Source organism: Micromonospora trifolii, assembly GCF_022229005.1.
In the GTDB taxonomy this organism is placed as follows: Bacteria; Actinomycetota; Actinomycetes; order Mycobacteriales; family Micromonosporaceae; genus Micromonospora; species Micromonospora trifolii.
The window spans coordinates 199,221-224,665 of record NZ_JAKKFD010000066.1 but is presented as its reverse complement, the minus strand read 5'-3'; the positions used below and the strand labels follow the sequence as shown (position 1 = coordinate 224,665).

General features: G+C 69.9%; 24 protein-coding genes. 2 read left to right on the top strand and 22 right to left on the bottom strand.

Annotated elements, in window-relative coordinates:
- The first annotated feature begins 74 nt into the window (after positions 1-74).
- On the top strand, positions 75-1,229 hold the full coding sequence (locus NIE79_RS31735) for a CapA family protein (protein ID WP_238682072.1): 1,155 nt from the start codon (positions 75-77) through the stop codon (positions 1,227-1,229).
- A 56-nt stretch (positions 1,230-1,285) separates the two neighbouring features.
- On the opposite strand, the gene NIE79_RS31730 is transcribed toward NIE79_RS31735, so the two are convergent.
- The 17 genes from NIE79_RS31730 to NIE79_RS31650 all read right to left on the bottom strand — a co-directional run bounded on the left by NIE79_RS31730 (position 1,286) and on the right by NIE79_RS31650 (position 17,849).
- The gene (locus tag NIE79_RS31730; protein ID WP_238682071.1) at positions 1,286-2,263 is read right to left on the bottom strand and encodes a carbohydrate kinase family protein; all 978 of its coding nucleotides are present in this window, start codon (positions 2,261-2,263) and stop codon (positions 1,286-1,288) included.
- 13 nt (positions 2,264-2,276) lie between these two features.
- Positions 2,277-3,722, bottom strand: a complete 1,446-nt coding sequence (gene ahcY / locus NIE79_RS31725) for an adenosylhomocysteinase (RefSeq protein ID WP_238682070.1) — start codon at positions 3,720-3,722, stop codon at positions 2,277-2,279.
- Between the two features lie 111 nt (positions 3,723-3,833).
- Positions 3,834-5,369, bottom strand: a complete 1,536-nt coding sequence (locus NIE79_RS31720; protein WP_238682069.1) for a peroxidase family protein — start codon at positions 5,367-5,369, stop codon at positions 3,834-3,836.
- An 82-nt stretch (positions 5,370-5,451) separates the two neighbouring features.
- A complete protein-coding gene (locus tag NIE79_RS31715; protein WP_238682068.1) occupies positions 5,452-6,837 on the bottom strand; it encodes an acetyl-CoA carboxylase biotin carboxylase subunit in 1,386 nt (461 codons plus the stop codon).
- Positions 6,838-6,841: 4 nt separating this feature from the next.
- Positions 6,842-7,279 (bottom strand): acetyl-CoA carboxylase biotin carboxyl carrier protein, encoded by a 438-nt coding sequence (locus tag NIE79_RS33890; RefSeq protein WP_274524926.1) that lies wholly within the window; start codon positions 7,277-7,279, stop codon positions 6,842-6,844.
- Entirely contained in the window at positions 7,266-8,927 is a 1,662-nt protein-coding gene (locus tag NIE79_RS31705) for an acetyl-CoA carboxylase carboxyltransferase subunit alpha (RefSeq protein WP_238682067.1), read from the bottom strand. Before NIE79_RS31705 ends, NIE79_RS33890 begins: the two co-directional genes overlap by 14 nt.
- Positions 8,924-9,394: an SRPBCC family protein gene (locus tag NIE79_RS31700; protein WP_238682066.1), complete on the bottom strand. Its 471-nt coding sequence runs from the start codon at positions 9,392-9,394 to the stop codon at positions 8,924-8,926. The genes NIE79_RS31705 and NIE79_RS31700 overlap by 4 nt, the downstream gene beginning before the upstream one ends.
- 4 nt (positions 9,395-9,398) lie before the next feature.
- On the bottom strand, positions 9,399-9,656 hold the full coding sequence (locus NIE79_RS31695) for an acyl carrier protein (RefSeq protein ID WP_091394916.1): 258 nt from the start codon (positions 9,654-9,656) through the stop codon (positions 9,399-9,401).
- The gene (locus NIE79_RS31690; RefSeq protein WP_091394919.1) at positions 9,653-10,114 is read right to left on the bottom strand and encodes a cupin domain-containing protein; all 462 of its coding nucleotides are present in this window, start codon (positions 10,112-10,114) and stop codon (positions 9,653-9,655) included. The genes NIE79_RS31695 and NIE79_RS31690 overlap by 4 nt, the downstream gene beginning before the upstream one ends.
- Before the next feature lie 2 nt (positions 10,115-10,116).
- Positions 10,117-11,124 (bottom strand): class I SAM-dependent methyltransferase, encoded by a 1,008-nt coding sequence (locus tag NIE79_RS31685; protein ID WP_238682065.1) that lies wholly within the window; start codon positions 11,122-11,124, stop codon positions 10,117-10,119.
- On the bottom strand, positions 11,121-11,462 hold the full coding sequence (locus NIE79_RS31680; RefSeq protein ID WP_112581708.1) for a TcmI family type II polyketide cyclase: 342 nt from the start codon (positions 11,460-11,462) through the stop codon (positions 11,121-11,123). Before NIE79_RS31680 ends, NIE79_RS31685 begins: the two co-directional genes overlap by 4 nt.
- A gap of 4 nt (positions 11,463-11,466) precedes the next feature.
- A complete protein-coding gene (locus NIE79_RS31675; protein ID WP_238682064.1) occupies positions 11,467-13,089 on the bottom strand; it encodes an FAD-dependent oxidoreductase in 1,623 nt (540 codons plus the stop codon).
- Positions 13,082-13,408 (bottom strand): antibiotic biosynthesis monooxygenase family protein, encoded by a 327-nt coding sequence (locus NIE79_RS31670; RefSeq protein WP_210781784.1) that lies wholly within the window; start codon positions 13,406-13,408, stop codon positions 13,082-13,084. Before NIE79_RS31670 ends, NIE79_RS31675 begins: the two co-directional genes overlap by 8 nt.
- 15 nt (positions 13,409-13,423) lie before the next feature.
- Positions 13,424-14,482, bottom strand: coding sequence for a methyltransferase (locus tag NIE79_RS31665; protein WP_238682063.1), 1,059 nt, complete (start codon positions 14,480-14,482; stop codon positions 13,424-13,426).
- Positions 14,479-15,699 carry a ketosynthase chain-length factor gene (locus NIE79_RS31660; protein ID WP_238682062.1) on the bottom strand — a complete coding sequence of 407 codons (1,221 nt, stop codon included), beginning with the start codon at positions 15,697-15,699 and terminating at the stop codon, positions 14,479-14,481. Before NIE79_RS31660 ends, NIE79_RS31665 begins: the two co-directional genes overlap by 4 nt.
- Positions 15,696-16,958 (bottom strand): beta-ketoacyl-[acyl-carrier-protein] synthase family protein, encoded by a 1,263-nt coding sequence (locus tag NIE79_RS31655; RefSeq protein ID WP_238682061.1) that lies wholly within the window; start codon positions 16,956-16,958, stop codon positions 15,696-15,698. Before NIE79_RS31655 ends, NIE79_RS31660 begins: the two co-directional genes overlap by 4 nt.
- 81 nt (positions 16,959-17,039) lie before the next feature.
- Positions 17,040-17,849 (bottom strand): AfsR/SARP family transcriptional regulator, encoded by an 810-nt coding sequence (locus NIE79_RS31650; protein WP_238682060.1) that lies wholly within the window; start codon positions 17,847-17,849, stop codon positions 17,040-17,042.
- A 212-nt stretch (positions 17,850-18,061) separates the two neighbouring features.
- Here NIE79_RS31650 and metK point away from each other — a divergent pair, with 212 nt between their 5' ends.
- Entirely contained in the window at positions 18,062-19,249 is a 1,188-nt protein-coding gene (metK, locus tag NIE79_RS31645) for a methionine adenosyltransferase (protein ID WP_238682059.1), read from the top strand.
- A 181-nt stretch (positions 19,250-19,430) separates the two neighbouring features.
- Here the strand turns inward: metK and NIE79_RS31640 are convergent, their stop codons facing one another.
- The 5 genes from NIE79_RS31640 to NIE79_RS31620 form a co-directional block, all read right to left on the bottom strand.
- Complete coding sequence (locus tag NIE79_RS31640) at positions 19,431-20,129, bottom strand: response regulator (protein WP_238682058.1); 699 nt, start codon at positions 20,127-20,129, stop codon at positions 19,431-19,433.
- A 129-nt stretch (positions 20,130-20,258) separates the two neighbouring features.
- Complete coding sequence (locus tag NIE79_RS31635; protein ID WP_238682057.1) at positions 20,259-21,380, bottom strand: ScyD/ScyE family protein; 1,122 nt, start codon at positions 21,378-21,380, stop codon at positions 20,259-20,261.
- A gap of 88 nt (positions 21,381-21,468) precedes the next feature.
- On the bottom strand, positions 21,469-23,544 hold the full coding sequence (locus NIE79_RS31630; protein WP_238682056.1) for a multicopper oxidase family protein: 2,076 nt from the start codon (positions 23,542-23,544) through the stop codon (positions 21,469-21,471).
- Between the two features lie 109 nt (positions 23,545-23,653).
- Positions 23,654-24,313, bottom strand: coding sequence for a response regulator (locus NIE79_RS31625; protein WP_238682055.1), 660 nt, complete (start codon positions 24,311-24,313; stop codon positions 23,654-23,656).
- Positions 24,310-25,428: a sensor histidine kinase gene (locus NIE79_RS31620; protein ID WP_238682054.1), complete on the bottom strand. Its 1,119-nt coding sequence runs from the start codon at positions 25,426-25,428 to the stop codon at positions 24,310-24,312. The genes NIE79_RS31625 and NIE79_RS31620 overlap by 4 nt, the downstream gene beginning before the upstream one ends.
- Positions 25,429-25,445: the final 17 nt, after the last annotated feature.

The following is a 25,445-nucleotide window of genomic DNA, read 5'->3' as shown; positions in this document are numbered from 1 at the left end:
AGCCTGTCGCGGTGGCGAGTAATTTTCAGCTAAGCGGCGAGCGCTCCCACACGCTACGGACGATCCTCGGTTGCGTGATCGCACTAGCTGTCGGGGTGGGCGCGATCTACGTCCTCGGCCCTTGGCCGGCCGAGTCGCCCGCGCCGGCTGAAACGCCTGCGTGGGCTGACCCGCCCCACCCGGTGGCGGTCGCCGACCGTACGGTCTCCGTGCTCGGTGCGGGGGACATCCTGCTGCACCCCAAGCTGTGGGAGCAGGCCCGGACCGACGGCGGCGGCACGTTGGACTTCGGCCCGATGCTGGCACCGGTGAGCGAGACCGTTTCCAGCGCCGATCTGGCCCTGTGCCACCTGGAGACCCCGCTGGCACCGCCGGGGGGCCCGTACATCGGCTATCCGAATTTCAGTGTGCCGCAGGAGGTGCTCAAGGGCCTCAAGAGCATCGGGTACGACGGATGCTCCACCGCCTCGAACCACACCCTCGACCATAGGTACGACGGCGTCAAGCGGACCCTCGACGCGATGGACAAGGCGGGTCTGGGGCACGCCGGCAGCTACCGGACCAAGCGTGACGCCGGCATCGTCAAGATCTATCAGGCCAAGGGCGTGAAGATCGGGCACATCAGCCTCACCAGAAGCTTCAACGGCCTGCGTCCGCCCGCCGGCAAGCAGTGGGTGGCGAGCCTGATCGACGTGAAGACCATCCGGCGGGACGCGGCGGCAGCTCGGGCGGCGGGCGCAGAGATCGTGGTGGTCAGCCTGCACTGGGGCACCGAGTACGAGCACGAGCCGGACGCCGACCAGCAGATTTGGGCGCGTCAGATCGCCGCGATCGACGACGTGGACGTCGTCTTCGGGCATCACGCGCACGTCGTTCAGCCGGTGGAGCGGATCGGCGACACCTGGATCGTCTACGGGATGGGCAACCAGATCGCCCGGCACGAGAAGCCCATCAACGCCAACCGTGACGGCGCGATGACCCGGGTGACGTTTGGTCCGGCGAGCGAGGCGGGAAGGTGGAAGGTGGTGGCCATCGAAGCGATCCCCACCTTCGTCGATCTGAACCCGAACATCCGTCTGGTTGATCTGGAGCGGGCGTTGGCGGATCCGACCCTGTCCCCCGGGCGACGTGGGACCTACCAGGCCGCTGTCGAGCGGATCGAGGGCAACCTCTTGACCAGGGCGGCTGACACGGCCGGACTGGTGGTGCGCGGGGCGCCCGGCCGGTGACGGCCCCGAAAGGTCGGGTCCTCACAAGGGACGGTCGAGCACCCCGGCTGGCCCGGTCAGACCCGGGCCAGCCCCAGCGCACGCACATCGACAGCGACATCGGAGCCGTACGACTCGGCGAGGCGACGCTCGAAGGCGTCGGCGTCGATCGTGTATTCCTGCGGGCCCTCGACCTCCAGGACGTGCGCCGCCAGGACGCAGCCCACCTGCGCCGCCCGCTCGATGGGCAGGTCGGCGGCGAGCGCGGCGAAGAAGCCGGCCCGGAAGCCGTCGCCGACACCGGTTGGGTCGACGATGGCGCCCACCTGCGCCGCCGGTACCAGGAAGTCGCCGTCCTGCCCCGTGATCCGTACCCCGTTGGCGCCCAGGGTCACGACCCGCACGCCCACGCGGCGCAGGATGTCGTCCTCACTCAGCCCGGTCTTCGACTCCAGCAGCGCCGCCTCGTACTCGTTCGTCAACAGGTAACGCGCGCCGTTGATCATCGCCTCGATGTCGGCCGACGGCATCCGAGCCAGCTGCTGTGACGGGTCGGCGGCGAAGGGCAGGCCCAGTCGGCGGCAGGCGGCGGCGCGGGCGAGCATCGTGTCCGGGTTCTCCGCGGCGAGGATGACGAGCCCGAGCCCACCGGCCCGGGCGGCGACACCGTCGAGGCTGATCCGGTCGGGCTCGCCCATCGCACCGGGATAGAACGACGCGATCTGGCAGAGGTCGGTGTCGGTGGTGCAGATGAACCGGGCGGTGTGTGCGACGGAGCTGACCTGCACCTCCGAGCAGTCGACCCCGTGCCGCTCCAGCCAGCTGCGGTAGTCGCCGAAGTCGCCGCCGACAGCACCGAGCAGCACCGGCCGGTGCCCGAGTTGGGCGAGCCCGAAGGCGATGTTGGCCGCGACCCCGCCGCGTCGGACGACGAGGTCGTCGACGAGGAACGAGAGCGAGACGGTGTCGAGGCTGCCGGCGATGAGTTGCTCGGCGAACCGCCCAGGGAAGCGCATCAGATGGTCGGTCGCGATCGAGCCGGATACGGCGATCATGCGGACGGGCCTCTCAGTAGCGGTAGTGGTCGGGCTTGTAGGGCCCCTCGACCGGGACGCCGAGGTAGTTGGCCTGCTCCTTGGTCAGCTCGCTGAGGCGGACGCCCAGCGCGGCGAGGTGGAGTCGGGCCACCTTCTCGTCCAGGTGCTTGGGGAGGGTGTGGACACCGATGGGGTACTGGTCGGTGCCGGTGAACAGCTCGATCTGCGCGATGGTCTGGTTGGCGAAGCTGTTCGACATCACGAAGCTCGGGTGCCCGGTGGCGTTGCCCAGGTTCAGCAGCCGCCCCTCGGACAGCACGATGATCGAGTGACCGTCCGCGAACCGCCACTCGTCCACCTGCGGCTTCACGGTGATCCGCTCGACGTCTCCGCGTTTCGCGAGACCGGCCATGTCGATCTCGTTGTCGAAGTGGCCGATGTTGCCCACGATCGCCTGGTGCTTCATCCGCGCCATGTGCTCGTTGGTGATCACGCTGAAGCAGCCCGTCGCGGTCACGAAGATGTCGGCGGTCTCGACAACGTCATCGATGGTCGCGACCTGGTAGCCGTCCATCGCCGCCTGGAGGGCACAGATCGGGTCCACCTCGGTCACGATGACCCGCGCACCCTGACCGCGCAGACTCTCGGCGCAGCCCTTGCCGACGTCGCCGTATCCGAACACGACGGCGACCTTCCCGCCGATCAGCACATCGGTGGCGCGGTTGATCCCGTCGATCAGCGAGTGCCGGCAGCCGTACTTGTTGTCGAACTTGCTCTTGGTCACCGAGTCGTTCACGTTGATCGCCGGGAACAGCAGGTTCCCGGCCTGCTGCATCTCGTACAGGCGGTGCACGCCGGTCGTGGTCTCCTCGGTCACTCCCTTGATCCCGGCGGCGACCCGCGTCCAGCGGCGGTCGTCCTCCCGCAGCGACCGCGTCAACACGCCGAGGATGACCTCGTACTCCTCGGAGTCCGCGCTCTCCGGCGACGGCACCGCGCCGATCGCCTCGAACTCGGCGCCCTTGTGCACCAGCAGCGTGGCGTCACCACCATCGTCGAGGATCATGTTCGGGCCCTGCCCGTCCGGCCAGAGCAGCACCTGCTGGGTGCACCACCAGTACTCGTCGAGGGACTCGCCCTTCCAGGCGTAGACCGGGACACCCGCCGGGGCGTCCGGGGTGCCGGTCGGGCCGACAGCGACCGCCGCCGCCGCGTGGTCCTGCGTGGAAAAGATGTTGCAGGACGCCCACCGGACCTGCGCGCCCAGCGCCACCAACGTCTCGATCAACACGGCCGTCTGGATCGTCATGTGCAGCGAGCCGGTGATCCGCGCACCCTTCAACGGCTGCCGCGAGGCGTTCTCCCTCCGGATCGACATCAGACCGGGCATCTCATGCTCGGCAAGCTCGATCTCCTTACGCCCGAAGGCCGCCAACGACAGATCCGCCACCTTGAAATCGCTGAAGTCGCCAGTCATGCCCGCACCCTCCCCCACCCGCGTCGAGGACCGTTGGAGTCCCGTTCAACCGGCTCATGCTCCGCACACCGGGCCACCGGGCCACCGGGCCCGGGTGCGGAGCAAGCGCCGTCAGGAGTTGCGGCTGGCCGGGTCGACCCGGGCGTACGTGAGCAGGTCGGCCATCGTGAACTGGCCCGAGAAGCGGGCAGGCAGGGTCGGACGCCAGTTGGGCTGCACCTTCAGGTAGCTGGCCGGGTCGAGCTGGGCGATGCCGATGAGCACCTCTGCGACGATTCGCCCACCTACCGCGCCCAACGAACCGCCGCCGGCCTGGAGCTGTGCCTCCTTGAGGATGTAGTAGAAGAGCGGGGTGTTGGAGTCCAGGCCGAGGCCGTACCCGCTGAGTTCCGGGAAGTTGAAGCTGCCGAGTGCGGGCGCCCCGATGTGGGCGGCGATCCGCTGGCCCGACGGGATGCCGAAGGTGAGCTGACGGAGCAGGTCACGTCCGAGCAGGTTGGCCGAGGGCGAGCCGGACGGCGGCGGTGGCAGCGGGAAGCCGAACAGCGGCGTCGAGTTGCGGACGTCGATCCACTTGCTCCAGCGCACCTGGCCGTCGAAGAACTGGAACCAGAACTGGTAGTCGAGGTAGCGACGGGCGGCCCGCTTCCCACCGCGCAGGTCGGCCGGGTCCGCGCCGCTCAGCGCCGGGTCGAAGAGCATGGCGTAGAACTCGTCGCCACCGTTGCCGGTGCGGTTGACCAGGTAGGCCGGTCGGGGCTGGCTGTGGCCGAAGCGGAACGCCGCCGCTGTGAACTCGACCGGGATGAACGTCGCGTTCGGCTCCGGCTTGTAGAAGCGGCGGCCTCCGTTGAGCACTGTGAAGACAGTGCCCGGCCCGGCGATCAGCGGAAGGAACTCGTTGAGCACGATCCACTGGTAGTGCCAGGTGACGAGTTGCCGGGCAGCGCCGAAGACCTGCGCCGCCGGTGTTCCCTGTGCGCGCACCAGGTCGACCACGCGGTTGTGGAAGAGGATGAACGCGGCCGTGATCTGCGCGATCGGCAGGTTCTCGTCGTTGCGAACGTCGAAGATGATCGCCCTGCCACTGGAGTTGCGTGGCAGGTCCTCGAAGCGCCCACCGGACTCGATCTTGAGTTTGGCGGGGTCGGCCGAGTTGTACAGCTCCGGGTTTCCGGTCGGCCCGCCACCGTAGAGCGAGTCGAGGTCGAGGGCCGGCGTCCGGGGGTTCGGCACAGTGGTCGGGTCGACCGGCGTGCCCAGCGGCGCCGTCGTCTCGAACGCCAGGTCGTGGTCGATGAACTGCCCGAAGTACGTCATGCCCTGCGGGATCGAGAAGTTGTCGGGGTTGTTGATGCTGTGCTGCTGCTGGTCGGCGAGCGCCTCCGCGCCGACGCTGAGCGGGTCGCGTGCGTCCATCGGGCCGCCGACGCGCGACAGGTCGATCAGCGCGTTCCGCATCTGGGTCGTCGCGGACCCGAACGCCGGCAGCGACGGGAACATCCGACCGAACCGGTTGGAGAACGCGGCCGCCGCCGGCGTCGCGTCGAGCAGGACTCCCCCGGTGCCGGCCACGAGCGCCCCCGCGCCGACTCCGGCCAGTAATCGCCGTCGGCTGACACCTCGAGAAGCGTTGTCAATTGCCATGTCGGCCACCTTCCGTCCGCAGGCGCCCGCGTGGACGCACGGGCCGCAAACCCGCGAACCGGCAGCAGTGTGAACCCTTCGGTTAGTGGCGCCCTGGAGCTTCGGTGGTGTCCGGCTGGAGGCCGGTGAGCATGGTGTCGACCAGCGAGGTGTCGTGTTTCGCGGCGCGGAACAGCGGGTGGTCGAGCGTCGAGCGGAGGAAGTCGCGGGTGGTGGCCACACCTGGCCCTTCGACGGCACACTCGTCGAGGGCGCGGGCCATCCGGGCCAGGGCCTGGGTGCGGTCGGGCGCCCAGACGACCACCTTCGCGAGGAGGGAGTCGTAGTCGGCCGGCACCCGGTAGCCGGCGTACCCGTGCGTGTCGACGCGGACGAACGGGCCGGCTGGCAGGTCGAAGCGGGTCAGCTCACCCGGCGTCGGTACGAAGCCACGCGCCGGGTCCTCGACGTTGAGGCGACACTCGATCGCGGTGCCGCGCGGCGTCACGTCGGCCTGGGTCAGCGCGAGCCGTTCGCCGGCCGCGACGAGGATCTGTTGGCGTACCAGGTCGACGCCGGTCACCAGCTCGGAGACCGGGTGTTCGACCTGGAGCCGGCAGTTGACCTCCATGAGGTGGAAGTCGTCCCCACCGCCGACCAGGAACTCGAAGGTGCCCGCGCCCACGTAGCCGACACCGAGCGCGCCGGTGACCGCCGCGGCGGTCATCCGATCGACCATGTGTTGCGGCAACCCGGGCGCGGGTGACTCCTCGATCAGCTTCTGGTGACGCCGCTGCACAGAACAGTCGCGCTCGCCGAGGTGGATGCCGTTGCCGTAGCGGTCGGTGAGCACCTGCACCTCGACGTGGCGGGCCGATTCGAGATAGCGCTCGATGTAGACCCGGTTGTCGCCGAAGAGCAGCTGCGCCTCGGCCCGCGCGGAGGCGAACTCACCCAGGAACGAGGCGGGATCGCGAACCACCCGTACGCCTCGACCGCCGCCCCCGGCGACCGCCTTGATGATCAGCGGGAAGCCGATCTCCTCGGCGACCGCGCGGGCGTCGGCCGCCGACTCGACGGCGTCGGTGGTGCCGGGGAGCACGGGCAGACCGAGGCCCGCCATGATGCCCCGCGTCCGGGCCTTGTCGCCCAGCGCGGCCATCACGGCGGGCGGTGGCCCGATGAACGTGATCCCGTCGGCCTCGCAGATCTCGGCGAAGTCCGGGTCCTCGGAGAGGAATCCGTACCCCGGATGGATCGCGTCGGCCCCCGTGCGGCGGGCCGCCTCGATGATGGCCGGGGCGCTCAGGTAGCTGCGCCGACTCGGACCCGGCCCGATCTGGACGGCTTCGTCGGCCAGCCGCACCACCGCCGAGTCGCGGTCGACTGTCGAGTAGACCGCCACGGTACGCAGCCCCATCTCCCGGCAGGTCCGGGCGATCCGGACCGCGATCTCGCCCCGGTTGGCGATCAGCACCGACTCGAACACTGGGTCAGCCCTCCGACACAGCTAAGGCGATCAACCGTTCGCCGTACTCGACCGGGGTCGCGTTGGGTACCAGCACCTTCACGACCTCGCCCGCGCGGTCGGCTTCGACCGGGATCATCATCTTCATCGCTTCCAGGATCGCGACCTGCTGGCCGGGCACGACCTGGTCGCCCTCCCGGACGAACGGGTCAGCGCCGGGCGACGGCGCGAGGTAGAGCGTGGCGACCATCGGCGCGCACACGTAGTGCAGACCGGCGTCGGCCTCCACCGGCGGGACCGCCGGGACCATCGCCACCACGGGTGCGCCGTCCGGCCACTCCACCTCGACCACCAGGTCGCCGTGTTGCAGCCGGGCACGGCGGACCGGACCTGGCGTCGACCCGATCAGCAGCGCGAGACTGCGGACCGCGGCATCCAGCGGGTCGGCGTTACCCTCCGGCATTCGTCAAACCTCCGATCTGTCGGAAACGGGCCCGGCGCTGGGCCCGCACCTCCTCGCGGGTGAGACCGGCCAACTCCGCGAACGCGTCGACGACCGCCCGGTGTACTGCCGACGCGGTCGCCCCGGGATCGGCCGGTGCCCCGCCGGGCGGTTCGGGGACCACCCCGTCGACGATGCCGAGCGCCAGCAGGTCGCTGGCCTGGAGCTTGAGCTGCGCGGCGGCCTCGTCGGCCCGACCGGAGTCGTTCCAGAGGATCGCGGCGCAGCCTTCCGGGCTGATCACCGAGTACGTCGCGTTGGCGAGCATCAGAACCCGGTTGCCGACGCCGAGGGCGAGCGCGCCGCCGCTGCCACCCTCGCCGGTCACGATCGCGACGACCGGGACCGTCAGACCGGCCATCAGCCGGATGCTGTCGGCGATGGCGAGGGCCTGGCCGTTCTCCTCCGCCGAGATGCCGTGGTACGCGCCGGGCGTGTCGATGAGCGTCACGATGGGCGTGCCGAGCTTCTCGGCCAGGCGCATCAGCCGGGCCGCCTTGCGGTAGCCGGCCGGTGTCGCCATGCCGAAGTTGCGGCTGGCCACCTCGGCGACCGTGTGGCCCTTCTGGTGGCCGATCACCACTGTGGGCCGGCCGTCGATCAGGCCGACGCCGCCGACGATCGCCGGGCAGTCACTCGCCAGCCGATCGCCGTGCAGCTCCACGAAACCGTCGACGAAGTGGCCGACGTAGTCGAGTGTGGAGGGCCGCCCGAGATCGCGGGACAGCGCCACTACCGCCCACGGGTCCGCCGGCTCGGGTGCCACTGTCGCCCGTACCGGGTACGGATCCGGCGCGGACCTGTCGGCCCCTGCGAAGGCCAGCAGCCGGCCGATGGTCGGCCGCAGGTTCGATCGGGGCACCAGGTCGTCGAGCATGCCGCGGGCGAAGAGGTACTCGGCGGTCTGGAAGCCGGCCGGCAGCGGCTGACGCAGCGTCTGCTGAATGACCCTCGGCCCGGCGAAGCCGAGGCGGGCCCCCGGCTCGGCGAGGATGACGTCGCAGAGCGTCGCGAACGATGCCGCGACGCCACCGTAGGTCGGGTCGCTGACCAGCGAGATCGTCAACACCCCGGCCTCGTCGAGGGCTCCGAGCGCCGCGCTCGTCTTGGCCATCTGCATGAGCGACAGCACGCCCTCCTGCATCCGGGCGCCGCCGGAGGCGCTGACGATCAGCAGCGGCGTACGGGTCTCGAGCGCCAACTCGGCCGCCCGGGTGATCCGCTCGCCGACGCCCGTGCCGAGGCTGCCACCGAGGAACCGGAAGTCCATGACCGCAGCGACCAACGGCTGCCCCTCGACAGTGCCCCGGACGCAGACGACCGCCTCGTCGAGCCCGGTACGCCGGCGGGCGGCCTCGATCCGTTGCGGGTAGGGCAAGGTGTCGACGAACCCCAGCGGATCGCCGAAGGCGCCGACCGGTGGCAGCTCCTCGACCGAGTCGAGATCGAAGAGCTGCTCGATCCGCTGGTGTGCGGTGACCTGGTCGTGGTGGTCGCACTCCGGGCAGACTCCCAGGTTGCGCTCGACCCGGCGCTGGTAGAGCAACGCCCGGCAGCCCGGGCAGATCAGCCAGCTCTTGCCGACGGGCGCGTTGACGGTGGCGGTCATGACTGCCCGCGTTCGGCCGCGGCCTTCTCCACGATCTCCCGGATGCGTGCCTGCTGCTCACGGGTGGTCCGGTTGAGGTGGGCGGTCATGCCCTCGTCGTCGGCGTGCCCGCCCGGCCGCATCTCGAAGTCCTGTACCCACCGCATCCGCACGCCGCCGTCCGGGATCTCGGTGTACTCCCAGAAAAGGTTCATGTACTTGAAGGCGCCGGTCTCCAGCCGCCGCGCCCGCACCACCCGGTCACTGCGGTCGGGTACCCGCTCGGAGACCCAGCTCCAGACCCGGCCGGCCGGGTCGGGGTGCATGGTCAGGCGGAAGACGACGGCCCCGTCGTCGGAGGTCGAGAGGACCTCGGTGCTGGCGTACTCGCTGAACAGGGAGGGCCAGTTGGGGATGTCGTTGGTCAGGTCCCAGACCAGGTCGAACGGTGCGTTGATGACCACCGCGTTGTCCGTGTGTCCGGCCATGGGGTCACCGATCCGCGAGTCGTTGGTTGACGTAGTCGACGGCGAGCCGCGGCGTCTTCATGATCGACACGGCGTCGTCGGGGATGCGCACCTCGTACTCCTGCTGCACCCGCGCCGCCAGCTCCAACAGCGCGAGCGAGTCGTAGCCGAGGTCGTCGAACGGCGCGTCGAGCGTCGCCGGATCGGCCCAGTCGGTCTGCTCGACCACACCGGAACTGGTCTCCAGGATCCGACGCAGGTCGTCGAGGGTCAGCTGGCTCATGAGTTTCCTCCCGTCGGTCGCTGCCACCCGTCGCGCACGCCACCGACCTGCGGCACCGGGGACTCGGGGTGCGGGACCTCCTCGGTGTCGACGTGGCCCAGCTCGGGGCGCGGCGCGAGCGGACTGATCTGGAACACGATCAGTGCGGTCTCGCCCCCGGCGTTGACGATGCGGTGCCGCTGGCCGCGACGGACCATGAGAGCTTCGTCGGCCGCGAGCTTGACCTCCGCGCCGTCGACCCGGATCACGACCTCGCCGCGCACCAGATAGCAGAACTTGTCCGAGTACGGGTTGTACTGCTCTGCCAGGAACTCGCCCGGCTCCAGGCGGACAGTGCCCATGAAGCCCTCCGTCGCGTCGACGGTCTTCGGGCTTAGCAGGATCCGCACCTCGCCGCCGATCCGGTTGATGCCGGGCACGTCGGTGGCGGCGACCTTCACGATCGGTTGCCGATGCATTGTCATCCCTTCTCTGCGACGAGCACTCGGAACGGCAGGTCCGTCGGGTGGACGGTGGCCGGGCCGAAGCCCGCCGCGGCGAGGGCCCGGTTGTAGGCGGCGACGGAGTGCGACTCCCCCTGGAAGGTCCAGACCAACATCAGCACCGAGAAGAGGTACGGCGCCGGGTCCAGTGCCGGCGACTCGTCGCCAGTGGTGAAGCCGACGATGACCAGGCGCCCACCCGGCTTGACCACGGAACCGAGCCGGGCCACCAGCTCGTGCACCCGCTCCTCGGAGAAGTGGTGGGTGACGTTCGTGAGCAGCGCGACGTCGTAGGGGCCGCCGAGATCGGTCGTGAACATGTCACCCGGCAGGAACGACGCCCGGTCGCGTACGCCGAGCCGCTCGGCGTGCTTCTCCGTCACGGCGAGAACGTTGGGCCAGTCCAGCGAGGTCACCGCCGCCTGCGGGTTGTGCTGCGCGAGCGTGTAGCCGTAGACGCCGTGGCCGCAGGCGACGTCGAGGATGTCGAGCTCGGCGCGCTCCTTCGTCCACGGCGCGAGCGCCTCCGCCATCACCTCGGCGGTCGGCTGGGCGACCTTCGTCGCGTACGCGGCGAAGTCCTCCCAGTAGGTGTACTCCGGGGTCTCGGCGTGCACGTCGAGGACGGTGCCGCCGGCCCGGACGGCGGCGCTGAGGTCACGTAGTGCGTCCCACTCCCAGTCGCTCGACATCACCTTGACCATTCCGCCCAGGTAGTCCGGACGGGTGCTCACTAGATGGTCGGCGGCCGCCGGGGTGAGCGAGAAGTGCTCGCCGGTCCGGTCGGTGAGACGGATCGCGGTGAGCGCGTCGAGCAGGATCCGCGCGCCCCGCGGGTGGATGCCGAGCTTCGGGGCGAGCCCGCCGGCAGTGGCCGGGCCCGCGGCGAGCGCGTCGAACACGCCCAGCTCGACCCCGGTGCGCAGCAGGCTCGTCTTCTTGTATGCCTGCATCATGTCGTTGATGTCGCGGCGGGTCAGCGTCACGTGATGCTCCCTGTCTCGGGGCTCCAGGTGTAGAAGGGCGTGGCCTTCGAGTCCTGCAACTCGGTCATGCTGTCCGGCGCGTAGCGCTGCAGGTAGGCCGAGAGGCGCCGGTTGACCTCCTGGAAGTCCGCGCGGGCGCGGGCCGCGAGGAGCTTGTCGAAGACGTCGGTGTCGGCCTCGAGCAGGTGCATGTAGAGGTCCTGGTACTGGAAGAGCGTGCGCCGCGAGATGCCGACGACGTAGGGCATGTCGCCCTTGTCGTGCTCGGCGAAGAGCTCGGCGACCGCGTCGGCGTGACCGGGGGCCATCCGCATGACCATGAGGGCGCGGTAGGACATGTGCTCACGCTCCCCGCAGGATGGTGGCCAGGGCGGCGGCGAGGGTCTTCGCCTGGTCGTCGACCGGGCCGGCGCTGCGGAAGGCGACGATGCCGTCGGGGCGCACCAGCAGCGCCCCGCCGGGGCCGACTCCACAGCTCGCCAGCCACGAACCGTCGTCGACGAGGTCACCGTCGGGGCCGGCGGTCAGCGCCTTGATCGGAAGCCCGGTCTCCGCGGAGACCGCCTCGGCCGCCGCGAGCCAGGCGTCGTCGCCGGGAGCCGCGGCCAACGTCCAGCCCTCGGTCAGCACGTCGATAGTGGAGACCCGGGCACCGTTCTGGTCGACCCAGCCGTGTGGGGCACGCGATCCGGGTTGGCCGGTGAAGGTCAGCTCGCGGGGCAGCAGCTCGGTGTCGGCGGGCGCGCCGACGCTCGCGTTCGAGGTGTACCGGTAGCCCATCGTCACGATGACGAAGTCCCGATAGGCGGCCTTGTCCTCGTCGGCGAGCTGACCCCGGGTGCGGAAGAGCATCCACGCCTGGTCGGCGGTCGCGGCGCCGACCGGACGACGCTCGGCTTCGTAGGAGTCGAGCAGGCTCTCGTCGGCCCGCCCCGCAAGGACGTCAGCGAGCTTCCACGCCAGGTTGTGCGCGTCCTGGATGCCGGCGTTGACGCCGAAGCCGCCGGCCGGCGGGTGGGCGTGGCAGGCGTCGCCGGCGAGGAAGACCCGTCCCGCCTGGTACGCGTCGGCGACCATGTGCCGCGCGTCCCAGGGCTGGGCCGACTCGACCTCGACCTCCAGCTCGGGGTCACCGGCCGCGATCCGGGCCAGTTCGACGCAGCGTTGCGGGGTGAAGTCGGCCGGCGACTGCCCCCGCTCGGGGTAGTAGTTGACGCCGAACATCCACCGCCCCGGCTCGATGAAGAGCAGCAGACCCTGGGCCAGTTGGTTCATCAGGTAGATCAGCGTGAACCGTGGCGCGGTGTCGGGCAGGTCGACCTTGGCGCGGAAGATGATGCTGACGAAGTTCCCGGCGACACCGTTGCTGCGGTCTCCGATCTGGAGCATGTTCCGGACCGGGCTCTTCACGCCGTCGGCCGCGACGACGTAGCGCGCCCGGATCGTGCGGGTCGTGCCGTTGTCGGAGACGGTCGCGGTCACCCCATCCTCATCCTGGGTCAGCCCGACCAGCTCGTTCTGGAAGCGGATCTCCGCGCCCGCTTCGACGGCGGCGTCGTAGAGCAGCGGCTCGTAGTGGTCCTGGCCGCACCAGATCGGCCAGCTCGGCGTGAACTTGTCGTAATCGACGTCGTGCGCCTCCATGACGAAGGACTTGTGGAGGTCGGCCAGCGACTGGGCGCCGAGCATGACCAGTGGCGTGGCGCGGCCGGCGCGGACGAGGTCGAGTTCGGCGCCCGGCCCGACGATCTTCATGCCGGCCTGCTGCACGGCCGGCTCCAGGCCGACGGTGCGGAAGATCTCCACAGTGCGGGCGTGCAGACCGGTCGCGCGGGGGATCGTCGACAGTCGGGGTCGACGTTCGACCAGGATCGGCCGGATCCCCTTGCGGGCCAGGAAGAGCGCGGTCGACAGGCCGACCGGGCCGCCGCCGACGATCAGGACGTCGGTGCTTCCGTCAGACATGAGCGTCCTCCGTGTAGACGACTTTGTAGAGGTGGCGTTCCGGCGTGGCGATCGCGCGTACCTCGCCGAAGTGGGGGTGGACCTCGGGGTTCTGGAGCATCGCCGTGAAGTGCTCTTCGCTCTTCCACTGCGCGTAGTTGACGACCCGGGTCCCGTCGAGGCTGGCGTGGATGTTCGCCGACACGAACCCGTCGACCTTGGACATCACCGCGTCGGTCGCCTCGATCAGGATGTCGACGAGCTTCTGCTGGTTGGCCGGCTCGACGGTGAAGACGTTGACCATCGTCACGACCGGCTGGTCGATGCCGATGTGTGCCATTGCGGGCTTCCTTTCCTAGATCGGACGCGCTTCGAGCAGGGCCCAACCGCGGGACGCCGGGGTGTTGACCAGCTCGAAACCGCACGCGGTGAACAGCGCCTGCCATTCGCGGAGGTCGCGCTCCTTGCCACCGAAGAGCACCAGCATGTCGATGTCGATGATCTTGGCGTGGTCCCACTGGTTGCGCGGCGGCACGATCTGGTCGATCGCGATGAGGCGGGAGTCGGCGTCGCCGATCGCCGCGCGGATCCGCCGCAGCAGCGTGACGCAGGTGTCGTCCGGCCAGTTGTGGACGATCGACTTCAGGATGTACGCGTCGGCGCCGGCCGGCAGCTCGTCGGTGAAGAAGTCGCCGCCCCGCACCTCGACCCGCTCGGTGACACCGTGCTCCTTGAGCAGCGGCTCGGCGTCGGCCACGACCTCGGGCAGATCGAAGAGGACACCAGTGCCCTCGGGGTGGCGCTGGAGCATCTTGGCCAGGAAGTAGCCGTTGCTGCCGCCGATGTCGGCGATCCGGCCGAACCGCTCAGGTGCCAACTCCGCCGCGAACCGGTCGGCGAGCCGCCGGCTCCAGTGGGCCATGAAGCCCTCGAAGAACCGGTTGGCCTCCGGGTGGGCCTGGAGGTAGTCGTAGAAGCCCATGCCGAAGACCTTGTTGAAGGCCGGCTCGCCGGTGCGGACGCTGTGCAGGATCTCCGCGTACGGGAGGCGGTTGAAGTCGGCGCCGCTGAACTGCACCATCGGTCGCAGTCCGCCGATCCGGGCCGACGTCAGCCCCTCGCCGAGCGGCGTCAGCGCGAACGACCCGTCCTCCTGCTCGTCGAAGATGCCGACCGCGGAGGCCGCGCGCAGGATCCGCCGCAGCGCGTCCTCGTGCGACTCGGTCGCCGCCGCCAGTTGGGCGACCGGCACCGGTCCGTCGACGAGAAGGTCCGCGACGCCGAGCTCGGTGACCACGTAGATCACGTTGGCGATCTGTTTGGCGCTTCCCAGGACCGCGATCTGCCGTTCACGCAGGTCAAGTGCCTGCTGCTCGTCGAAGTTCGCGACGGCGGCGAGGCTGGCGTCGGTCATCGTCCATTCCTTTCGTCGGTAACGACCATGGCCGCGTTGAACCCGCCGTAGCCCCTGGCGAGCACGAGCGCCGCGCGTACGGGTGTCTCCCGTGCGACGTCGCGCACCAGGTCGAGGTGCAGGCCCTCGGCCGGCTGGCGGATGTTGGTGGTGGGCGGGATGACACCGTGCCGGATCGACAGCAGCGCGGAGACGAGGTCGAGCGCCGCCCCGCCCGAGTAGAGCCGGCCGGTCATCGTCTTGGGCGCTGTCACCGGCACCCCGCGTGGGCCGAAGACCGCTGTGATCGCCTCGGCCTCGACACGGTCGAGCTCCGCGACACCGGCCCCGTCGGCGAAGACGACGTCGATGTCGGCCGGCGTGAGACCGGCGTCGGTCACTGCCATCTCGGCGGCCCGACGCAGACCCGGCGGACGGCCGGAGCCGGGCCGGGGGTCGAACGTCGCGCCGTATCCGGCGATCACCCCGTAGACGGCGGCGCCACGCCGGGCAGCGGCGTCTTCGTCCTCCAGGACGAGGATCGCCCCGCCCTCGCCCGGCACGTAACCCGACGCGTTGGCGTCGAACGGCAGGAACGCCGTGGCCGGATCGCGCCCCGTACTGAGAAGGCCGTTGGCGAGCTGGGCGGTCCAGCCCCACGGGCAGAGCGACGCGTCGACGCCGCCGGTCATCACGAGCTGCACGCCCTTGCGCACCTGGCGTCGGGCCTGCGCCACCGCGTCGAGCCCGCCCGCCTGCTCGGTGACGAGCACGCCGGTCGGCCCACGCATCCCGTGGCGGATCGAGATCTGGCCGGTGTTGACTGCGTAGAACCAGGCGAACGACTGGTAGGCGCTGACGTGCTCGGAGCCCTTGCTCCAGAGCTTCTCCAGCTCACGATGGCCGAACTCGAAGCCGCCCGACGCGCTGGCCGTGACGACACCCATGCCGAACTCGGGCAGCGCCGAAGGGTCGACCGACGCATCGGCCAGCGCCCACTGCGCCGCCGTCAACGACAGCCGGGTCATGTGGTCGGTCTGCGCCATCAACCGGCTCGGAATGTGATCGGCCGCCTCGTATCCGGGAACCTCGCCGGCCAACTGGGCGGGGTAACCCGAGGGGTCGAAACGGCTGATCGGCCCGATGCCGCCCACCCCGGCGACGGTGGCCGCCCAGAAGGCGTCGCGGCCCAACCCGTTGGGGGCGGCCACTCCGACCCCGGTGACGACGGTGGTCATGCCACACGCGCCAGGAGCATCGCGCTCTGGAAGCCGCCGAACCCGCTGCCCACGCTCAACACCACGTCGGTCTGCTGCTCCCGGGCGGTGAGCGGCACATAGTCGAGGTCGCACTCCGGGTCGCGTTCGTGCAGGTTGGCTGTCGGCGGGACCGCCCCGTGCTTGATCGCCAGGGCTGACGCCGCGATCTCGATCGAGCCGATGGCGCCGAGCGAGTGGCCGATCATCGACTTGATCGAGCTGACCGGGGTGCGGTACGCGTGGTCGCCGAGGCTCCGCTTGAACGCCGCCGTCTCGTGCCTGTCGTTCTGCTTCGTACCCGAGCCGTGCGCGTTGATGTAGTCGACGGCGTCGCCGGGCAGCCGGGCGTCGGCGAGCGCGACACGGATCGCCTCGGCCATCTCCCGCCCGTCGGGCCGTAGACCGGTCATGTGGAATGCGTTGGAGCGCGAAGCGAACCCGACCAGCTCGGCGTAGATCTGCGCTCCTCGCCGGCGGGCGTGCTCGAGCTCTTCGAGGACGAACATCGCCGAACCCTCGCCGAGGACGAACCCGTCGCGACTGTTGTCGAACGGCCGCGACGCGTGCGTCGGGTCGTCGTTGCGGGCCGTGGTCGCCTTGATCGCGTCGAAGCAGGCCACCGTGATCGGCGAGATCGGGGCGTCGGTCGCACCGGCGATCATCACGTCGGCCGAGCCCTCCCGGATCAGCTCCCGGGCGTGGCCGACCGAGTCGAGACCCGACGTGCATCCGGTGGAGACCACCGTCGCCGGACCTTCCGCCCCGACCGACCACGCCACCTCGCGGGCGAACGAGCTCGGCACCAGATAGTCGTAGAGATGCGGGGTGGCGTACCGGTGGTCGGTCAGCCACTTCCGGCCGCCGTCGCTGACCACGACGTACTCCTCTTCGAGGCTCATCGTGGCCCCGACCGCGGTGCCGACGCTGACGCCGACCCGGGTCGGGTCGATGACCTCGAAACCGCTGTCGGCCAGCGCCTCCCGGGTGCAGACCACTGCCATCTGGGCCGCCCGGTCCATCCGGCGGACCTCCTGCGGCGACAGGCCCTCGGCGACCGGGTCGAAGTCGGCCTCAGCGGCCACCCGCGACCGGAAGGGGGTGGCGTCGAAGAACGACAGGGTACGGGTGGCCGTGCGGCCAGCGGTCAACAGTTCCCAGAACGCCTTGGTGCCCAGTCCACCGGGGGCGATGACGCCAATCCCGGTGATGACCACCCGACGGTCGGATGTGCTCGTCATGGAAGACCTCCTGGCCGCGATGTCCGTGTGAAAGCTAGGGACGGCCGGTCGAACGGCGCTGGAGCGTCGGTCGAGGGCCTGTCACGAGGCCCTGGCGAGCCCCGGGCGCAGTGGCCCGCCGGCGGCCAACACCTCCCGCTGGAGCCGTTGGAGGTCAGGCGAAGGGTCCAGGCCCAACTCCTCACTGAGCACCCGGCGCAGGTGGTGGTACGCCTGCAGCGCCTCGCCACGGCGCCCGGAGCGGCTGAGCGCCACGATGAGCTGGCGGTGGAACCACTCGTTGAGCGGGTACGTGCCCACGAGATAGCGCAGCTCGCCGATCAGCTCGCGGTGGCGGCCGAGGGTGATGTCGGCCTGGATGCGCAACTCCAACGCCCGGATCCACTGCTCCTGAAGGTGGATCGCGTGCGCCTCCAACGCCGGCCCGAACGTCACGTTGGCGCCCACCGGCCCCGTCCACATGGCCAGCGCCCGCCGCAGCACCTCGGCGCCCTCCTCGGGCCGGTCCGACTCGATGTGCGAGCGACCCTGGTCGAGCATCGTCTCGAACACCTCGGCGTCGAGCTGGCCCGGCTCCACCTTGAGCAGGTAGCCGCGGGCACGGCTTTCCAGCACGGTCCGGTCCGGGGTCTCGATGCCCTCTTTCGCGAAGAGCTTGCGCAGGTGGTAGATGTAGGTCTGCACTGTGGTGACGGCGCTGCGCGCCGGGTCGTCACCCCACAGCTCCCGGATTATCGAGTCGACCAGAACGACCCGATTGGCCCGCATCACCAGCAGCGCCAACACGGTCCGCACCTTCGGCGGCGTCGGCGTGCAGATCCGGCCCTCGTGGATCACTTCCAGCGATCCGAGGATCTCGTACCTGACCACAGTGGTCCCCCCATTCCCCATAGCACTCGTCGAGACGCTCTCAAGCTATGGATGAGCGGGGCGTGTCGGAACGACCGCAGGTAGCGACATCGCGGGTTCTTCCGAGGATCGATGCGTGTCGAAAGTTGTACGGCGGATACCCCTTCGATCGCTCGATGCTTTCTCCACGTAACCTCCACCGGAGGCGGGAAGACTCGCCGGGCCCCCACGCCCCCTCGGGTTAGGAGTCACACATGTCTCGCCGCCTCTTCACCTCCGAGTCGGTCACCGAAGGTCATCCCGACAAGATCGCCGATCAGATCAGTGACGGGATCCTCGACGCGCTACTGGCACAGGACCCGCACAGCCGGGTCGCCGTCGAAAGCCTGATCACCACCGGCCAGGTCCACGTCGCGGGCGAGGTCACCACGCAGGCCTACGCCGACATCCCCCGCATCGTGCGGGAGACCGTCCTGGGCATCGGGTACGACTCGTCGAAGAAGGGCTTCGACGGCGCCTCCTGCGGCGTCAGCATCTCGATCGGCGCCCAGTCGCCCGACATCGCGCAGGGCGTCGACACGGCGATCGAGCTGCGCGACGGTTCGTCCGGCGGCGGGCTCGACGCCCAGGGCGCCGGTGACCAGGGCATGATGTTCGGCTTCGCCTGCTCGGAGACGCCGGAGCTGATGCCGCTGCCGATCGCACTGGCCCATCGGCTGGCCCGTCGGCTGGCCGCCGTACGCAAGGACGGCACGGTGCCCTACCTGCGGCCGGACGGCAAGACCCAGGTCACCGTCGAGTACGACGGTCTACGCCCGGTCCGGCTCGACACCGTCGTGGTCTCCACGCAGCACGCCGCCCACATCTCCCTCGACGAACTGCTCACCCCAGACATCCGGAACCACGTGATCACGCCGGAGCTGGAGGCGCTCGACCTCGACACCGAGGGTTACCGGCTGCTGGTCAATCCGACGGGACGGTTCGAGATCGGTGGCCCGATGGGCGACGCCGGCCTGACCGGACGGAAGATCATCGTCGACACCTACGGCGGGTACGCCCGGCACGGTGGTGGCGCGTTCTCGGGGAAGGACCCGTCGAAGGTCGACCGCTCGGCGGCGTACGCGATGCGGTGGGTGGCGAAGAACGTGGTCGCCGCGGGCCTGGCCGAGCGGTGTGAGGCGCAGGTGGCCTACGCGATCGGCAAGGCCCACCCGGTGAGCCTGTTCGTGGAGACCTTCGGCACGGAGACGGTGCCGCTCGATCGGATCGAGAAGGCGATCGGTGAGGTCTTCGACCTGCGTCCGGCGGCGATCATCCGCGACCTGGACCTCCTGCGTCCGATCTACCAGCAGACTGCCGCCTACGGCCACTTCGGTCGTGAACTCCCGGACCTGACCTGGGAGCGCACGGACCGCGCCGCCGACCTCAAGGCCGCTTGTTGAGGAACGTCGCCGGTCGCCAGGGCCTGTTTCATAAGGGCGGTCGAGCCGAGGCGGAGTCCGGGCGGCGATCCGGCAAGGCGCGGTTTCGTCCGGATACCGGTGTCGTATCCGGACGAAACCGCAACGCCGCCGGTCGTCGTCCGGGCCCGCCGCAGGCCGGCCAGTTCTTATGAAACAGGCCCTAGAATGGCGGGCGGCGAGGGCGCGGCACCAACCGGTCGTGTGGCAGCGTCACCAGTGACGCTGCCACCGCCTTGTTGACCGCGTCGATGCGGGAGACCGCACCGAGCTTCGCGAAGATGCGACGCAGGTGACTCTTCACGGTGGCCTCGGTCAGGTCGAGTCGGCGCGCGATCTGGGCATTTGTCATCGCCTCGGCCGCGAGCTGGAGGATCTCCAGCTCAACGGGGGACAGAATGGCCGACTCCGCGTTCTGCACCTGCACCAGGCTCTGACCGGAGACCGAGAGCAGCACCGAGCCGCTGCCGTCGCGTGACTTGCGGATCGCGGCGACCAGCTCCTCACGGCCCACGCTCTTGAGCAGGTATCCGCGCACCCCGGCGGCGATCAGTCGGCGCAGGAGGTCAGGGCTGTCGTACATGCTGAGGATGACGACCGCGCTGTCGGGCGACACCTCACGGATGCGACGCACAGTGACCACCGGGTCGTCGCCGGGAATCTCGACGTCGAGCAACACCACGTCGGGACGCTCCGACGCCGCCTTGGCGACAGCTGTGGCCGAGTCGCCGGCCTCGTCGACCACGTCGAGGTCGGCGTGCACCTCGAGCACCCAGCGCAGCCCCTCGCGAACGAGAGCGTGGTCGTCGACGATGAGGATGGTGGTGGCGCCGGCGGAAGACCCGCCGTCGGACCGCGTCAACCTAACCCCCAGACCCCGTCCCCCGCCGCCAGCGTGCACACGATTGGCACCGTATCGCGGACGTGTGACACCACAGCTATCGTGGCGTCCTCCCGACACGAAGAACGCCACGATCGCCGCGCGATTCTGTCAGTCTCGTGTGGACAGACGGACCAACTCGCCGATGCCGAGGCCCTTGTTGGCGATGTAGAAGCTGCCGTCGGAAGCGATGGCGAACGACATCGGGGAGTCCAGGCCGGTGCTCGCCAACTCCCGGTGGCTACCGTCGCGCTCCACCCGGATCAACGCACCTGTGGAGTCCCCGGAGCTGAGCCCGTTCTTCGCGATCTCCAGCACGACCAGTCGACCCCGCTTGTCGAACGCGATGTCGATGATGTTGGTGAAGCCGGTCGCGAAGATCGTCGGCTCCTGCCCGGGCACCAGCCGCCACACCCGGGCGCCGCCGTTCGGGAAGGGATGCCCGGTCAGCTGCCCGATGTAGAGGGCACCGTCCGGCCCGCGGGTGATGGTGACCGGCACGAACTGGATCGGCGTCGTCGAGCCGGGCGGCAGGCCCCACTCCGGCGGCGCCGGAACCTGCTCCTGCGGCCAGACGTGTTCGGCGGTGACCACGCCACGACGGTCGATCCGGAGCACGTCGTTGGCGGCCGCGTCGAGCGCGTAGACGTCACGCCCGTCGGCGACGACGGCGTACGGCTGGCTCTCCGGAATGACCCCGTCCGGGTTGTTCCGTCCCTCGAAGTCGGAAAGGTCGCCGACGACCGACCAGCGGCGCTTCCCCTCGACCCGGAGGATGGTCCCCATCGTGGCCCCGGCCGCGCCGAGCAGGTCACGCGAGACCGGGTCGGTGCTGTAGCCCATCGCCACCAGCAGCTTCCCCTGCCGATCGAAGGCCAGGTCGTGGGCGCCGTAGACGGAGAAGCCGGCACCTGTGCTCCGCAGTGACGGCAGACCCGTCACGACTCGCTTCTGCCAGCCGTGACGGACCGCCGTGATCGCACCGGTCGAGCCGTAGCAGAGGTTGGTACCGAACGTGCCGGGGATGCACACGTCGTCACCGCCGAGCCCGGCCTCGGCGACGTGGACGGTGCCGGCCCGGTCGATGGCGACACCGCGCGGGTTGTCGAGGTTGCGGGCGACGACTGTCAGTCGCCCAGTGGTCGAGGTGGCCGCAGTGGCGGGCGCGGCAATGCCGGCCACCAGTACCAGCGGCACAGCCAGCGACAACGTTCGTCGCATCGCGTCGAGCATGGGTTCTCCTCAGCAAGAGGGGTTCGGATGCGAACGACGCTGCCGGCGTTGCCTCGAGGCCCGGTGGAGGAAGGCTCGACAGGCCCGCCTACTCCGGCTGATTGGGAGTGCCGCGCCCCAGCTCATAGGGGGATGTCACGCCCTCGTAGGCGAGGTGCATCACCATGCCGTTGGCCGCGTGGTCGAGGTTGTGGCAATGGTCCATCCAGAGCCCCGGATTGTCCGCCTTGAATCCGATTTCGTAGATCTCGCCGGGAATCACGTCGAGGCTGTCGATCCACCACGGTGACCCGGTCGCGCGGACCCCGTTGCGGGACAGCACCAACGCGTGATGACCGTGCAGATGCATCGGGTGGTTCTGGTGGCTGCGGTTGACGATCCGCACCTTGACCAGGTCGTCCATCCGGACCATCAACGTCGGCGTGTCGGGGAAGCTGTGCCCGTTGATGATCGGCACCAGGTGGAGCCCGCCGTTGTAGAAGGACAGCCGATCATCGAGGAGCTGGGTGAACGAGCGGTCGTACGACGAGCCCGCGTCGAAGGGCCGAGAGCCGCCAGAGCCGTACGAGAGCGGGTCGAAGTGGTCCCCGTCGTCGACGATCTTCGGCGTCGAGGCGTCAGCCGGTGGTGCCAGGACCAGCCCGCCGTCGCGGTTGGCGAGGTCGGTCAGGCGCACCGGACCGGCCGGCATCGTGAACGTCACGTCGTAGCGTCCACCGGTCGCCAAGCCGAACCGCGGGTTGGTCAGCGGGGTCGGACCGTTGACGTCGACCCCGTCGATCGCCGCGACCCGCACCGGCGTGCCGTTGACCGTCAGGGCCCGCGGACGACTGTCAGTGGACGGGTTGTTGTCGGTGTTGATCAGGCGCAGTCGCACCGGCGTGCCCGGGGCGACCTCCTGGCGTTGCAGGGTGTCACTGGTGCCGAACGAGACGATGTTGTCGTCCGGCGTACGCCACTCGTGGGCCTGCACGACGAAGTCCCGCTCGCCGGGTGGCGGGCCGTCGCGCGGCTCGACGATCAACGCGCCGAACAGACCCCGCCGGATCGCCTCGAGCGGGTTCTGGTGGGTGTGGTACCAGAACGTGCCGACCTGCTCGGCGAGGAACCGGTAGGTGAAGCTGCCGCCCGGCTCCACAGCGTTCTGCGTCGCGCCGGCCACGCCGTCCTCGCCGTTGGGGACGTCGAGGCCGTGCCAGTGGATGGTCACGTTCTCGTCGGGAATCTCGTTGTGCAGCGTCACCTCGACGAGGTCTCCCTCGCGGACCCGCAGCTCCGGCCCGGGCGACTGTCCGTTGTACGTCAGCGCCTTGATCTCAGCGCCCGACGAGAGCCGTACAGTTGCGTTCTTCGCGGTCAGGGTGAAGGCCTTGTTGGGCTTGCCGGTCTGCGGCCCGCGCAGGTCGTCGACGGAGATCCCGCCGTGGCCGCCGTGACCGATCGAAGGGCCGCCCCCGTAGTCGACGTTGTCGTGCGATGTCATTGTCATGCGGTCGGGCAGCCTGCTGCTCTGGGCCACGTAGGTGATGCCGGCGGCGACGACCAGCACCACGACGGCGGCCTGCGCGGTGGCGCGCAGGGCGCTGGCACGCCGGCCCCGGCGCGCGAAGTCGGTAGCTGTGACGACCCGCAGGCGACGCCCCTGCCAGAACCACAGCACCAGCACCGACAGGAGGATCGGCGCGGCGTGGGTCGCGATGTCGTCGAGGTAGGACGGGACCGGGCGGGACACGTACGCGAAGTAGACACCGACGACCGTCGCCACGGCCGTCACCTGGACCGGCACGACGAATCGGGGATTGGCGGCGGCGGAGCGCGTCTCGACGTCGACCGGTGCGTCGTCGCGGTTGGCCAGGGCGCGCAGGCCCGGCACGGTCCAGACGGCGACGGCCAGCATCGGCAGCAGCAGGAGCGGCATCTGCACGATCACGCGGTTGTCGGCAAAGATCCAGTCGACGGCGAGCATCAGCCCGATCGCGACGCACTTGACGACCAGCACCACCAGCGCGGCAACGAGCAGACGCAGCAGCCGACGAGCGCTCTTCCGCAGCGCCTCGGGCGTCGGCCGCCAGGCCAGCCGCGTGGCGAGGATCGCCGCGGACAGCCAGATCAGGAACAGGACCCCGGCCAGGATCCCATCGGCGTTCTCTCCGACCTCAAACATGACGCCAACATACGAAGGATGCGCACCACCCGGCATCCGTTGAGGAACGGCCGGGGTGTACGGCGATCGCCGTAGCCGGTACGGCGTGCGAAACAACTGCCGTAGCTGGCTAGCTGCCGGGTGCGACGAGCCCCGTCTGGTAGGCGAGCACGACGAGTTGCGCGCGGTCGCGGACGCGGAGCTTGACCATGGCCCGGTGAACGTGGGTACGGGCCGTGGCCGGGCTCATCGACAGCCGTCGCCCGATCTCCTCGTTCGTCAGCCCGCTGGCCACCAGGCTCATCACCTCGCGCTCGCGGTCGGTCAACACCGCCAACCGGCCGCCGTCGACCGGCGCCGGCGCGACCTTGCTGACGAACGCGCTCACCAGCCGGCTCGTCACCCGCGGCGAGATCAACATGTCGCCGCCGGCCACCACCCGCACCGCCTGGCGCAGTTCGTCGGGCTCGATGTCCTTGAGCAGGAACCCGCTCGCGCCGGCGCGCAGCGCCTCGAAGACGTACTCGTCGAGCTCGAAGGTGGTCAGGACGATGACCCGCACGGCCGGGAACCGCTCGACGATCGCGGCCGTGGCCCGCACGCCGTCGAGCACCGGCATTCGCACGTCCATCAGCACGATGTCCGGCCGGGTCGCGGCGACCATCTCGACAGCCTGGGCGCCGTTGGACGCCTCACCGACCACCTCCAGGTCGTCGCTGTGGTCGAGCAGGCCCCGGAAGCCGGCCCGCACGAGTGTCTGGTCGTCCGCCAGCACCATCCGGATCGTCACGCTGTCTCCTTCACCTCGACCGGCAGCCGCGCGGCCACTCGGAACCCCCCGCCCTGCGGCCGGGGCCCGGCCTCGAGCGACCCGCCAGCGGCCGTGGCCCGTTCCCGCATGCCGGCCATCCCGTGCCCCCTCCGGCCCGCACCGGCCCCGACCCCGTCGTCGACGATCTCCACAGTGACGGCGTCACCCGCGTAGGCGATGGTGACGTCGACTGTCGTCGCTTCGGCGTGTTTGACCGTGTTGGTGATCGACTCCTGCACGATCCGGTAGACCGAGAGCGCCACCTCCGGCGGAATCGGACGCGGGATGCCGGAGATCCCCGACCGCACCTTCACACCGGCCTGTTCGGCGACCGCGAAGACCCGGGCCAGATCGGGCACCTCCCCGGGGTCGCGAAGCATGCCGATCGCCGAACGGACCTCGTGCATGGCGTCTCGGGCCGCGCCCCGGATGCTCCGAAGCGCGGCCCGCGCCTCGGCCGGCTTGCTGTCGAAGATGTCGTCGGCGAGGCTCGCCTGCACACTGATCGCGGCGATCGTGTGACCGAGTACGTCGTGGACCTCGCGGGCGATGCGGAGCCGCTCCTGGGCGACCTCGTGTTGACGCTCCTGGCGCATCACGGCGAGGCGCTGCTGCGCCTCGGCCAGCCGGATCCGGCGCGTGCGGATCGTCTCGGCGAGCAGCACCACGGCCGCGAGCAGCGAGCCCTCTTCCAGGGTGGCCGAGAGGGCGGGGAAGAAACCCTCGCCGAGCAGCGTGTACCGCATGATCAGCTCAAGGACGACAAAGAACCCGGCGACGAGGAGCGCCCAGGTGAACCGGCCGGCGGCCGCGACGGAGAAGAGGGCGGCGGCCAGCGGGAGGGCGGGCGGGACGCCCGGGTACTCGAGCGCGTAGTAGATCATCAGCGCGGTGACCGAGCCGACCAGCACCAGCAGCGGCCAGCGGCGCCGGAAGACCAGCAGGAGCCCGATCACCGCGCCGATCGCGTAGGCGCGCGCGTCCGGCGGCCGGGCGCCGGGCTCGTCGGCGACTCGGATCGCCACCGCCACGACGGCCGCGACGACGACAGCGATGAGGGCATCGATCGCGATTCGTCGGATGGCCGGGTTCATGTCCGCAACGGTACGAC